This window comes from Paenibacillus haidiansis (assembly GCF_036553665.1).
Lineage (GTDB): Bacteria > Bacillota > Bacilli > Paenibacillales > Paenibacillaceae > Fontibacillus > Fontibacillus haidiansis.
This window is the reverse complement of sequence record NZ_JAZHPZ010000003.1, coordinates 1-13,879: the sequence shown is the minus strand read 5'-3', so window position 1 is coordinate 13,879 and position 13,879 is coordinate 1. Positions and strand designations below refer to the sequence as shown.

Annotated in this window: 8 protein-coding genes and 1 other annotated feature; of the genes, 7 read left to right on the top strand and 1 reads right to left on the bottom strand. The window is 46.9% G+C overall.

Annotated features, from left to right (window positions below; genetic code table 11):
- Positions 1–11 precede the first annotated feature (11 nt).
- The 7 genes from V3851_RS07120 (at position 12) to leuA (ending at position 13,286) form a co-directional block, all read left to right on the top strand.
- Positions 12–6,137: a hypothetical protein gene (locus tag V3851_RS07120; RefSeq protein ID WP_331845835.1), complete on the top strand. Its 6,126-nt coding sequence runs from the start codon at positions 12–14 to the stop codon at positions 6,135–6,137.
- Positions 6,138–6,300: 163 nt separating this feature from the next.
- Positions 6,301–7,224: a tyrosine-type recombinase/integrase gene (locus tag V3851_RS07115; RefSeq protein ID WP_331845834.1), complete on the top strand. Its 924-nt coding sequence runs from the start codon at positions 6,301–6,303 to the stop codon at positions 7,222–7,224.
- 116 nt (positions 7,225–7,340) lie between these two features.
- Positions 7,341–8,120 (top strand): S-layer homology domain-containing protein, encoded by a 780-nt coding sequence (locus V3851_RS07110; RefSeq protein WP_331845833.1) that lies wholly within the window; start codon positions 7,341–7,343, stop codon positions 8,118–8,120.
- A 236-nt stretch (positions 8,121–8,356) separates the two neighbouring features.
- Positions 8,357–9,367, top strand: a complete 1,011-nt coding sequence (locus V3851_RS07105) for a helix-turn-helix transcriptional regulator (protein WP_331845832.1) — start codon at positions 8,357–8,359, stop codon at positions 9,365–9,367.
- 114 nt (positions 9,368–9,481) lie between these two features.
- Positions 9,482–10,276 carry an SDR family NAD(P)-dependent oxidoreductase gene (locus V3851_RS07100; RefSeq protein WP_331845831.1) on the top strand — a complete coding sequence of 265 codons (795 nt, stop codon included), beginning with the start codon at positions 9,482–9,484 and terminating at the stop codon, positions 10,274–10,276.
- Between the two features lie 166 nt (positions 10,277–10,442).
- Positions 10,443–11,213: an isocitrate lyase/PEP mutase family protein gene (locus V3851_RS07095; RefSeq protein ID WP_331845830.1), complete on the top strand. Its 771-nt coding sequence runs from the start codon at positions 10,443–10,445 to the stop codon at positions 11,211–11,213.
- 49 nt (positions 11,214–11,262) lie between these two features.
- Positions 11,263–11,529 (top strand) — a binding site (T-box leader).
- Between the two features lie 80 nt (positions 11,530–11,609).
- Positions 11,610–13,286 carry a 2-isopropylmalate synthase gene (gene leuA, locus V3851_RS07090; protein WP_331845829.1) on the top strand — a complete coding sequence of 559 codons (1,677 nt, stop codon included), beginning with the start codon at positions 11,610–11,612 and terminating at the stop codon, positions 13,284–13,286.
- A 75-nt stretch (positions 13,287–13,361) separates the two neighbouring features.
- On the opposite strand, the gene V3851_RS07085 is transcribed toward leuA, so the two are convergent.
- Positions 13,362–13,760 (bottom strand): IS3 family transposase, encoded by a 399-nt coding sequence (locus V3851_RS07085; protein WP_331845828.1) that lies wholly within the window; start codon positions 13,758–13,760, stop codon positions 13,362–13,364.
- Positions 13,761–13,879: the final 119 nt, after the last annotated feature.

Genomic DNA, 13,879 nt, shown 5'->3' with positions numbered 1-13,879 from the left:
AGTGTAAGGTCGTGAAAGAAGAATTTGCAGCGTTAGGGCAGTTTATTACTTCGGATGAGCTGGATGAATCCCGTTCAGTCGAAGCTACGGTTAATAAGATGGAGGAAGTATTTGGGCCTGCCGGTGACTCTTTCCCGAAAGATCTAAAGTATGACCCCAACAGCGGATGGATTGCCGGTCTAAAGTTTCAACCCCTTCGCTATATCAATTTGGCCGCATTGTTCCAGGACCTGCATAATCGCTACGGGCTTTTTGTCGGTTTGGACGATGATGGAATGGCAGGGCCGTTCAAGGGCCTGCAAGCAGAAGTGCAGTATGAGAAAAGAGAAGGGGCACCAGGCCGTTTTTCTGGAGCAATTCAACTTCCCGACGCACAACGTTCAACGAATATGGGAGCCGTGAAAATGGTCATTCCTGAGGTTTCCTTCGATTTGTATCGTAACGGTGACTTTAAAATAGATATCGGATTCCCGGCAGGCCTGGATTTCTCACGGTCTCTCTGCATTGAAGCGCCTCCGTATATCGGCTGGGGAGGACTTTACTTTTCGCGCAAGAGTAATGAAACCTCGGCATATGCCAATGTCCCCAAAGTTGAAGGAGATGTAGGCCGCTTTGAATCCATCCTTGAAGCGGGAATAGCCGTGAAGCTCGGTTACGGCAAGTCTTTCGGACAAGGGATTCTGGAAGCGGGTTTGAGTATAACTGGAGTTGGTATTCTTGAAGGGACTATCGCCACATTTAGATCAGCCAAAGACAGTTCGAAACACGACAAATTTAATTGGTATAAGGGCGTGCTTGGACTAGCGGGGAATATTTTTGGGCGAGTCGATTTGGAGGTCTTGACGGCGGAAATCGATTGTGAAGTAAGTACAACCGCCGATATAATCATGGAGGCCTACAGAAGCTCAAATATTGCCTTTGATTTCAATGTTGACGCTTCAGGCGAAATTGAAGTCAACTTCGGATTTACCAAAGGAAAGATAACGAAAGAATTTCATGAACATTTTAAAATGGACTTTACGATGGGCGAAGATCGACCCGAGGATGCTCCATGGTATAGTCCTGCTCTAATGTTGGATGCACCGGAATTTCGGGATGAAGATAAATTGGTCTGGAAGCGGGTTTACCCAAAAAGCGGAAAAGAGAAAATTACACTGTATTTCTTGCCGCATCTGTCTATACGAGACGAAGGAGGCACTAAAGATTCCCAGTGTGCAGCGATGCTATACATGTCTGCTCCGGGTTCTGAGGTAACAGATTCTTCCTTCCAGAAGTGGATCGAAGGATTATTTCTATGGGCGGTGAATGCGTATTTATTCGGGAGGGACACCCGTTATGATGAATTAATGAATCAGAACATCAGTGGACAACAGCTGAAGAATATTCAAGATTTATTAATTAAGGACGGGATTTCGCAATCTCCAATTGATTATGAACAGGATATTGTTCCTTTTCTAAATGAATATTTCGAATTTCATGTATGTCCTCCCGAGGTAGATGACTGTACGGAAGACCCTGAGAGAGAAACACAATCGTTCGTGTTTTTCCCTATGCTTCCCGATCTTAAGTTGACCCTGGAAAAAACGAAGAATGATGGAACGATTGAAAGTGAGAAGTGGGATTATGACATAAGAGGTTCCCGTTCGAAACAAAATATCCAAAAAATTAAGAACCATATGTACAAAAGTATGGCGGATCAACGAACGGATTCCCAACGAAAATATGACGAGTCTCTTCTAAAGCCAAGCATCCATGTATCAACCGGTTCAAAGACTATGAGTGTACATTGGATGCAAGACGCGGTAACCCTGGTCATCAAGTCAATCATTAACTTGGCTGTGAAGACCATCGGCAATAGAACAGAGCGTATTGAAGAATTTATTAAAGAATTGCCAGAAGTTAAGTCGGATGATGGCAAGACTCTTATTTCCAATCTGGCCGCCATGAAATCCCGGTTTGCGCTGTTTGGTCTGCGCGTCACAGAGGGCGGTACTCAAAAATCCATTTACTCCGACATCGGACAATTATTTGCCATCCAACCGGATGAAATCTCGAAATTAAAGTTTACCCTTGAGAAGGGAAACAAACTAACGGTAAAAATGAATACATGCACGGAACCTCCTGGAGAGGAAGATAAGCTGGAGGTCACTTTCCCGGATTGTGAACTTCAACGGATGCGGGATTTGTTGGATGTAGCAGTTCCATCGCCCGATCAAGAATGGCCATGTATACGACCGCTCACGTCTTATACCGAAGTGCCTCAATCTTTCCCGGCCAAGCTCGGAGCTAACTGGAGTATTAACTCCGGACCAAGTAAGGGCCTCCATGTGTTCACGGCAGCGCTGGGCCGCAGGCTTATAAGCGACCTTCCCTTACTAAAGTTGTACCGTAGAGATCAATCAGAATGTAAGGAAATCCAACGCTCGGAGTATGATTTGGCGACGTTCGTGGAAGTCAAGCTGGTCAAGACACAGTATGACAATCTTTATGAATTGAGCGGTGCAACCGGCTATGGGCAAAAGCTTCTCGAACGGCTGGCCCGGAAACTTCCGACAGATGACTTTCCGGCGGATGAGGTATACTTACAAAGTGTTCATATCCTGCATCGTGACAGCCAGACAAACGATTGGGTTTCCAGTGATGAACCCGTGATGATTTTCCGGAACAATCTTACGACATTCAGTGAACCAAAAGATAGCGAAGGGCTAGTTCCAACGATTAGTAATGAATTGGATATTTTCGCCTCTTCGCTTTATAGAAGCGGCACCGTGAATTCCGGCGGGTTTTTTCTAAAATATACGTATAGCGATTGGTCCCATTACCAGAACGGTGATGCCTTCGAGGCTCAGCTCCTATTGAGCTACGGCTTACAGGCGGCGCTTGCCCCGTACATGAACGCTGTAGTTATATCCGAACCTCTATCGGGCAATTCAAAAAGTTATTTTTTCCTGGATGAGTTAATATACAAGAAGGTGCCTGTACTCCAGCCCGGTCATGTAGGTTTGGAAGTATATCGTCCGCATCCCGCTCCAACTACGGCGGGTTCTTCCGATCCGACCGCCTATCTACGTCGTATGTTTCATTTGATCGGTACGAAAGTAGAGGGGAACGGAGATTTTGACGATCAGGATGCTGCAGATGTGCCCATTGCGCCTGTGTCGGTCGTTAATAAGCTCCCATGTCCCATAAATTCAAATCAAAATGAACCGAAGGAATGGCTGCAGTACCGTTCTGTGCTTCGCATAGAGAACAAACCGCCCGTATCTGGCCCAGTAGATGATTGTCAGGAGCCTGCATACAATCCATACTCCCATATTGGGGAGAACTTGCGCCTTAAGCTTACTCCCCGGGACGGATTCGGGAATGTGCTTGATAGCTGGAGTAAGCATTATGAAATGCCCATTCTATACCGGGACTTTGTCGTTCCGGCCCATCAATGGCCGGGAACAACGATGACATACCGTTTGGACAAGGGTATGTCGTTAAGCGTCACGCTCCATTTTGATCCGCGGGAACTGGCGGATCCGGAAGTGGCCCAGGATATTTATGCTACGGCATATCACCATCTGTCACGCAGTGATGTGCAGGCATATTTAAGTTCTTCGATCGGTAATCATCAAGCCACGGTAACGGCGGATTTGAAGCAATATGCTCTGAATTGTTGGTGCAGCCTGATGACATCAACGTCTCCGAACCCAATAACAACACAATTATCTGCAACAATTGATGTGAATTGGGATATTAAAGAGCCCGTTTTTGAATTCACTGTGGATCTGTCGATCAAACGAACCGATGAAAAGCTAATCGATCCGGAGCTCCTAAGCATTTCCGAAGCGATAAGCGGAAGCAGCCGAATTGCGCACGAATCCGTAACCCAATTGACCGGCGAGCCCGATCAACCTGGAACCTATGTTCAAGACAAGCAAACTTTGAAGCAACTGGCCGATGTGATAGAGGAGAACCAAAAATACAAATTAGCCCGTGGAGCATGGATTGAGGGGGAGGACGCCAATCGATTGTGGATTGTCGGCATCGGTGAGCAAGGCAACATCAAGATCGAGCTGCAAACCGATACGTACCTGTACGCGGCCGCCCCTTTAGAAACCGTGAAACATAAACGAAGCTTTCTTGTACAAAACTATGAATCATTTGCGGAACCGGGAGGATCCGTTAGTGATCCTACTCTATTTGCCGAGCAAGAGGCAGATTTGGACCAATGGACATTGGAAATGTTTGAGTTTATCGATGAAATGCTTCGACCGCCATTTCTTCAGGTTATCGGGGAGATCGATCAGGGTCTCACTTTAGAATCAATTCTAAAATGCAAGGAGAAAATCGCAAATTCGTTCACAAGCAATGTCAACCACCTAGGGAAGTTATTAAAAGAGTCAAATTCCAGTCAAGATGACTTACCTGCCGCCCGGAAACGTTATTTGGACGCCATGCTCGTGCAACTGTCCGCTTCCTACGATCAAGACACGATTATTCAGCAGTCGGTACGCGTCGAATTAGAGAGCGGGGATCCCGAACGGATGAAATCCATTGGATTTTACGGCTCGATTGCGGCGAATGTTACCGAGATAGAGGAGAATCCAGAGCAACCTAGCGACACAATGGTACAGGCTTCTTTTTCTAAAGCCAAGCTGTCCCTATCGGAAGGGATTAACCTATTGTCGTACTTATTCAATGTCAAAGATGCCGGAGGATATTCCAGGTATAAGGCGGAAGGAATTACTTATAAGGTTAGTCATATTGAGCATATCACAACGGATGAGAAGAGATTCAAATCCTCTGCCTGGATTAAGTTAATCAATCCGTATGAACTCAAATTGGGGAATCGAATGATACCTGTTGTGCTTAAAGGACATCCCGTCCCTCCTGAATTAACACGGCACGAATGGTCCGCTCCGGAGGACTCAAGTAATTTGGAAGAGGTCAGAAAATGGGACTATATCTTTGGCTACAAATTAGGACACGACGCACCCGCCCAGGACGAAATGAAATACGAAATCGAATGGAATGAAGATGGCTCGCCGGTTCACTTTACTGCGGATGACAATCTTCCGCAAGCGATGGCCCAGCTTCGGCATATTATGAAAGATATCCGAACCCATATGCTTCTTGACTCGGGCAAAGTAAAAGCAGCCGCTTGTTTGCTTAAGGCAGTTCAAGGTATCGCGGACAGTTGGTCGTCACGGTCAAAGCGACTTCCTAAGACCAAATCTTCCGGTTTGTTCACTACATTTCATACATGGTCACGAATTGTTGATCAAGCCGAGGCGGAGGATGGGAATTCAACATTGGAAATGGTGATTGACTCCGTAACCGGGCCTATCCCGGCCTCGGATATCCAAATTCGGCTTGCCGGATATCAGTCCGAAACAATATCGAAATCTGATGATCGTTCGATATTCCGATTTTTCGTCGAAGAGACGTTAAACGACGCGACAGTCAAGCGGTATTTAACGAATAAGGAAAAGCTTCATCTGGCGGCGGACATAGAACAGACCGTTACGATTACCGGGATCGATATTCTTAGCGTTCGGAGCGCTCGCGCTTCTTTGTACAAGACTCGGAACGAGTTGTTGCTTAAAGGCAGTTCCACCTACCAAGAGGCTACGGCGGAAGCGTTTGTGTATCGTACTCCCAAAGTGATGCCCGCAGATCCTGTAGCGCCTGTTATTAAAAGTAATGCCGGCATTGATATTTCGGCGTTAAAGTCAAATGTGTCGACCCAAACGGTGGAGGCCCACATTCAAACGCTGCTCCAGGAATTGTTCAAACCCGGGTCGAATGAGATTTATTCTTGTACGCTTGTTTGCTCGGCCGTTTATCGATACCCGTATTTATGGGTACAAACAACCCGCCCCTTAATGGATGAAGGAGATGAGGCGGAGGTATCAATCCCGATTTGCTTGAAGCACCCTTTCCTTTACACGGATGATGATGCTTCCGTAAAGGCATTTTGCAGCGAGCTTGAGTATTGCATGAAGAGGGAGGACGGACCGATCGGGGAACAAGGAAGGTTCGTAATCAATCTCAAGGTTTACCCCCACCATCCAGAGGTTACCAATACGAAGTCTGTTCTTTCCTTAGGTAGGCTTGAACTCCCATTGAATAAAATTGTGCACAATTAATCAGGAACTGAAAACAAGGAGAATGCCGATATCCCGTTATTGGGATGTCGGCTTATTATTTTGATTCATGATTCCTCCCAGGGAACATATGTGCTATAATAAGTGCGCCAAACACGTATTTTGCGTACTTTTGTTTTAGAGTGAATTGTTTTTCTAGTGGGGGATGACATCAATGAATAAGCATTACATCGAAGAGATCTATTCGGAGCCCATTCAAGCGTTTACGATTTGGATGAAGCAGTCGGGTTATACCGAGGCGACGAGAAAAGAATATATGAGAGAGGTCTATGATTACTTGAACTCGCTGGATGAGCTGGCGGTTGAGCGGGCCGGGAAATTGAATGTCGTCAGCTTTCTAGTTTCCAAGCGGGAATCGGCCGGGTATCGGACGAGGAACCGCAGCCTGTCGGCGATTCGTTCATTTTATGCTTCGCTCATCGATTTTGAGTTGGCCACAAGGAACCCTGCCATGGAGGTGAAGAAATCAAAGACCGAGAAGAACAAAAATCCGGTCTATTTGGAAGAGCGGGATCTCCGAAGCGTCTTGACCTATATAGAGGGCCGTTACCGTGACCGAAACTTGGCTATTTTTCTTTTAATGGGCTATTGCGGCTTGCGGGTGGGTGAGGTGCATCGGCTGAATTTGTCGCATTTCAAGAAAGAAAAGGGAACGCTCGAGGTGTTGGGCAAAGGCCGGAAATGGAACGAGATCCCGCTGCCCGATTTGGTCGCTGAATATCTTATCAAAGTGGAAGCGGAGCGAATACAACCTTACAGCTCGAAAGAAGACGCCTTCTTTGTCTCCCAGAAAGGGAGAAGACTCTCGATCCGTCAGATCCAAAAAATCGCCGCCCAAGTCTTTGACGCCTTCAAACGGGATCATCCGCAGATGACCGATATGAAATTATCCTGCCATAAGCTGCGCCACTCCTTTGCCACGATGCTGCTGAATAATAACGTCGACATCCGGATCGTGAAGGAATTGCTCGGCCATGCGTCGATTGAAACGACGATGATCTATACGCATATCAATGACGAGCAGAAGCGCAGCGCCATGACGACGATCGAGGTGCCGAGAGTCGGATAATTGGCAAGCCGTTATTTTCATGTGTAAAGTAATTAAAATTTGTATTTAAAATGCCGATATAATATGAGTCTAAAGAACTATTAGAAATATAATTTTACCAAAGAGAAGGGGAAAGAATGTTAAAAAAGAAATGGTTTATCGCCCCGCTGGTTGCGGTCTCGCTGTTGTTCGGTCAGTCCGCATTCGCGGCAGCTGCGTTTCCTGATGTGGATGGGACAAAATATGACTGGGCTGTCGATTCGATTTCTACGATGGTCGAAAAGGGGGTTGTTACCGGTTATAAGGACGGGACCTTTAAGCCGGACAAACCGATAACGAAAGCGGAATTCGTACATATGTTTCATAAGCTTTTTCCGGAAATCGATTATTCGTCCGGCGAACCTTCAGACTTTGTGGATGCGCGCAAGCACTGGGCCAATCAAGATTTTGCCGCAGTTTTCAACGGGGAAAATATTTGGCCGTTTGCTGTAAATTTTGGAGGCGTCTATCCGGATTATAAATTCTATATCGGACCCGATAAACCGTTGACCCGCTGGGATGTAATGATGCTTGCATCCATTCGGACGGATTATACCAAGCAGACGCTCCATCCCGAGGTGGAGGAAGTGGTTTCCGCTGCAGGGCAATACAAGGATATCAAAGTTAGGCCCGCCGAGGGTGATGACGATTTCTCGGTCAACTATCCGGTATTGTATATTAGCGATGAATACCAGGGAGTGTTGGACTATGACGGGGATTTCCAGGATCAAAAGGCGGAAGCCTTCTATACCATAACTCAACTGGGGATCGTTACCGCAAATGAAGAAGGGAATCTGCGCCCGAAAGAAATAGTCACGCGTGCTGAAGCTGTTACCATTTTACAGCGTTTGTACGAAGCTACAACCAGTGATCAGTAAAATATAAGAAGCCGCCAAATTGGCGGCTTTTTCGTTACTATGGACCATGTAACAACATAACTTATATTATGTAAACTTAACTCAATTGTTCGGGAATCTATATTTTTAGTAGACCGTTTTCTTGCCGAAACTAAACCACTTGTATATTCCTACCAGTTACAGAGCGTAATGGGCGAGGTACTATATTAGTTATCAGACCAGAACCATGAATATAAATACAAAGGAGGCCCAAGCCCATGAAGACTCATACCTCAGATCGCATTAAAATCCCCCTGGGATTTTGGGCCGGATTGCAGCAATTAGGCATTTCAGAATACGAAGTAGCCCGCAAAGCGGGACTGCCGCTGACCGTCATAACGGATTCCGTTGTCACTTCCGCCGAATATTTCGCGATCTGGCAGGCTTATTCCGATCTTATCGGTGACACGGCTCAAGGAATCATTGAGCTTGCGACCGTCTTTGAAACCGTGAAGTACCCGCCGACCGTTTTGGCGCCTTATCATGCTCGTGATTACCGTGACGCTCTGTATCGAATGGCCCGGTACAAACAGCTGTGCCCGCCCGAAAGCCTAAGCATTGACGAAGCGGATGGACGCTGTACAATCGAATTGGACTGGCAATTCAACGAGGAGTCCGGTCCGCCGCTGCTGGTTGGGATTACGCTGGCATTTCTTTTGGAGCTTGGGCGTCGGGGCACGGGTCAACCTTTGACCGCGCAGCTCGTTGAGTTTTCGCATTCCATGGGCAATGTGCGGGCTCTTGAAGCTTATTTCGGCTGTCCCGTCCGGATTGGCGCAAAATGCAACCGACTCACGCTGCATCGAAGCGATCTGGATCGTCCCTTTATCTCATACAATGCGGAGCTGCTGGATATTTTGACTCCCGTTCTGGACCAATCGCTTAATGAACAGCAGGGCAGCCGCTCAATTACCGATACGGTGAAATGGATCATGAAACGCAGCCTTTCGGGGGGACGCCCCGACATGCAGGATGTCGCGAAGGAGATCGGTATGAGCGACCGGACCTTGCAGCGCAGGCTCACCGAAGAAAATACGAGCTTCAAGCATCTTTTGACGGAGGCCAGACATGAGCGGGCCTTGGAATACTTGGCAGACCCTTCGCTCGATATTAAAGAAGTGGCTTTCTTAATCGGATATGAGGACCAGAACTCGTTTTATCGTGCCTTCCGTCTTTGGGAAGGGGATACTCCTTCGCATTGGCGTATTGCACACTTGGGTGCAGACTAAATAAATTTTACCCAAATGGCGCGTATAGCAAGAAGTTTGGCGCAATGTGCTAGTTACCGGCCGATTCAATTAAGATAATATAATCCCTATTCGGAATAAAAGGAGTAATGAATAATGGATATGGGATTAAATAATAAAACGGCATTAGTCACAGGGTCAACAAGAGGGATCGGGAAAGCCATTGCCGTCGAGCTTGCCAAAGAAGGCGTGAATGTATTAATAAATGGTCGAAACCATGAAGAGGTAGAACGAGTTGTTAATGAAATCAAGTCGGCTTACCCGGCTACTTCCCCTCAAAATGCCGCAGCCGATCTCGTGGATATGGAACAAAGAGAAGCCTTGTTTGAAGAATATCCCGATATAGATATATTGGTTAATAATATGGGAATCTATGAAATTATGCAGTATGAGGACGTGGACGATGCAGTATGGCATAAGTACTTCGACACGAATGTGCTTGCCGCAAACGGATTATCCAAATTTTATTTGCCTAAAATGTTGAGCAATAATTATGGCCGCATTATCTTTATCGCGAGTGAAGAAGCGGTCATGCCGTCCGGACAAATGCCGCAGTATTGTATGACGAAATCCATGCTTTTATCGTTGTCAAAAAGCTTGTCCAAATTAACGGCGGGAACGGAAGTTACCGTCAATACGATCATGCCCGGACCGACACTCTCCGAAAATGTGCAGCAGATCATTGAGAGTGTATACTCGAATGAAGAGATGACTTTTGCCGAAAAAGAGAAAAAATTCATGACCTCCAATCTACCGCAATCCGAAATACAGCGGTTTATCAGACCCAGCGAAATAGGCAGACTAGCTGCATTTGTATGCAGCCCATATGCCTCCGCTTTTAGAGGTTCTCCAATCCGTATGGATGGGGGAATGGTACCGACAATCATTTAGTGAATCCCCGTGGGAGGGTTCTTGTTCGACATTCATGAAGATGGAAGTGAAGCTTATCCGGCTTCACTTTTTTGTCTTAAATTCAGAGCATAATCGCAATATTGAGGTCGAAATGGAGGCCCGTTACTTGTTATTATTGCTTTAACAAGTATTAGGAGGAAGTCGAATGAGCAAAATTCAAGATTTCAATGAAATGCATTCGTCGCAGGAATTATTATTTTTGGGAAATGCCTGGGATTTGCTTTCCGCCCTGACTCTCGAAAAGGCGGGATTCAAAGCGATCGGTACAACCAGTTGGGGCATCGCGAACTCCTTGGGGTTTACGGACGGGGAATTGATTGATTTCAATAGTCATTTGGGCATCATCAAAACGATTACGGAGAATGTAAAAATACCGGTTTCGGCCGATATTGAGTCGGGATACAGTGAGGATACGGACAAAATCATTACGAATGTCTTAAGGACGGCCGATGTCGGGGTAGCTGGGATCAATATTGAAGATTCATTAAAGAAATCAACGGGTTTAAGAGAGATCACCCAGCACTGTAAACTCTTGGAGAAAATAAGAATAGCGCTGGACCGGTATGGTTATAAAGGCTTTTTCATAAATGCCAGAACCGATACTTATTTACAAAAGGAAAATCCCTTGCCGGAGACTCTTGAACGGGTGAAAGCCTATGTGGAGAGCGGGGCCAGCGGAATTTTCGTTCCCGGTTTAAAAGAAGATGACGAAATCAAAGAAATCGCAACCAGTATCAGTGCTCCACTGAATGTAATGTCGTTGCCGGGACTGACGAATTGCCATAAGTTAAAAGAATTGGGCGTGAAACGTTTTAGTTTCGGAAACGCGTTATCCGATAAAGTAATCGCTTATTTGGAAAAGAATGTTATCCAATTAGTGGAGACCATGGATACCTCCCATTTGTATGATTCGTAAAAAATCATTTGACAAAGACGGCATAGGTGTTTTAGGATTGACTTTAATATCTAATACGTTGAAGAGGAATAGTACGCTTTTCCAAGCGAACAGAGAGCTGTTGGTTGGTGCGAAACAGCCGTAAGGAAAAACGGAACTCACCTTGGAGTTGCTCGCTGAACAGTGGAGTAGGTGGAGCCGGAATCCTGACCGTTATCTTCAGGAGGATATAAGGTTTACCGGGCAGGTCCGGGAACCCCTATCCGCGGAGTGCATGCCGATTATGGCATGAATTCGGAGTGGTACCGCGTAAGATGCCAAGTCTTTCGTCTCTGTATAACAGAGATGGAAGGCTTTTTTGCGTTATACCGGACCTTGACAAACCAGTTACATAAAATGATGGAAGGATGGATACCCATGAAAAACGTCGAGAAATACGCCAGAGGATACTTTATGCCGCCGGAGGCGAGCTTGAATTGGACCCGGAAGGAATATATTGCGGAAGCTCCGATTTGGTGCAGCGTCGACCTGCGTGACGGAAATCAGGCGTTGATCGTTCCGATGAATTTGGAGGAAAAGCTGGAGTACTTCAAAATGCTGGTGGAGATCGGGTTCAAGGAGATCGAAGTCGGATTCCCCGCCGCGTCGGAAACGGAATTCACCTTCCTGCGCACATTGATCGAGCAGGATTTGATTCCGGATGATGTCACGATTCAAGTGCTTACCCAATCGAGGGAGCATATTATCCGTAAAACCTTTGAATCGCTGAAAGGCGCGAAAAAGGCGGTCGTGCATTTGTACAACTCGACTTCTTTGGCGCAGCGGGAGCAAGTATTCCGCAAATCGAAGGAGGAAATTATCGACATCGCTGTGAGCGGCGCCAAGCTGCTCAAGGAATGCGCGTCGGAAACGGAAGGAAACTTCCAGTTCCAGTATTCGCCGGAAAGCTTCACGGGTACGGAGGTCGATTTTGCGCTGGACATCTGCAACAGCGTGCTGGACGTATGGCAGCCGACGGCGGAGAACCCGGTCATCATTAACTTGCCGGCAACGGTATCCATGTCTATGCCGCATGTCTACGCCAGCCAAATCGAGTACATGAGCGAACACTTGAAATACCGGGAGCATGTTATTTTGTCGCTGCATCCGCATAACGACAGAGGAACAGGCGTAGCCGATGCCGAGTTGGGGATGCTGGCCGGAGCCCAGCGCGTGGAAGGCACCTTGTTCGGAAACGGCGAGCGGACGGGGAACGTGGACATTGTGACGCTGGCGCTGAACATGTTCTCGCACGGGGTCGACCCGAAGCTGAATTTCGAGAATATTCCGGCCATCATTTCCGTTTATGAGCGGCTTACCAAAATGAAGGTCAGCGAAAGACATCCGTACGGCGGTGAGCTTGTATTTACGGCTTTCTCCGGTTCGCATCAGGATGCGATTGCCAAAGGAATGAAATGGCGCGAAGAAAAGGATCCGCAGCACTGGTCGGTCCCTTATCTGCTCATCGATCCGAAGGATATCGGCAGACAATACGAAGGCGATATTATCCGCATCAACAGCCAGTCGGGCAAGGGCGGAATCGGTTATGTGCTTCAGCAAAAGTACGGGCTAGATCTTCCGCAGAAAATGCGCGAGCATTTCGGATATTACGTCAAAAACGTATCCGACCAGCAGCAAAAAGAGCTGCTTCCGGATGAAATATACAACCTGTTCATCAAGGAGTATGTAAACCTTAAAACGCCTATCGAGTTTGTGAAATACCGCATTAACGACGACGAGGATTTTCAAACGATCGTGGTGTTGCGGACGGGTGATGGAGTGGAGGAAATTACGGGGACGGGGAACGGTAGACTCGATTCGATCAGCAACGCGCTGCAAGCGTACCTTGGACTTCAGTACAGCGATCTGGTCTATACGGAGCACGCTTTGGAAATCGGCTCTAAATCGCAAGCCGTCTCTTACATCGGCATCACGGCCTCGGACGGCAGCGTATATTGGGGCTGCGGCGTTGACGTCGATATTATGACTTCTTCGATCAAAGCTCTCTTTAGTGCCGTGAATCAAATGAGCCGCAGGACTAATGGGAACCATTAATTCCCGCGTGTTTGCAAAAGACCATCCCTTTGAACTGCACCCCGTCAAGTAGACAGTGTAAAAAATATAAATCATCTATGCGGCCTTGGTCCTGAATTCCATCGGACTGAGGCCGTTTAGTTTTCTCTGTAATCGTTCGTAATTGTAGAAGTGGATATAGTCCTCAATGTCTTTCTTTAACTGTTCAAAAGTTCGGTAGGTATGCAAATAATATTTCTCGCATTTTAGCGTCCCCCAGAAAGACTCCATCGGTCCATTGTCGATGCAACGACCAACTCGAGACATGCTCTGTTTCATGTCGGCGTTATCCAACATCTCTTTAAAGCTTATCGACGTATATTGGTAACCTCTGTCGCTATGAAGCATGGGCGTACTGCCTGACGCAGCTTCCTGCGCCAGCTCCAGAGTTCTTGCATAGAAGCTGTATGCTGAGCGACTCTGCCTGTTGCACGGCTTGTATTTCGAGATAGACATTCTCCTGTCGATGCTGGCTTAGCGTCGCCTCCTTTGGAACTCCTGTAACTTTTTTAAGAAGGCATTCTCCGCTCGCAGCCGCTCAACTTCGTACTCCAACTTCTTCATGGCTAGCTTTT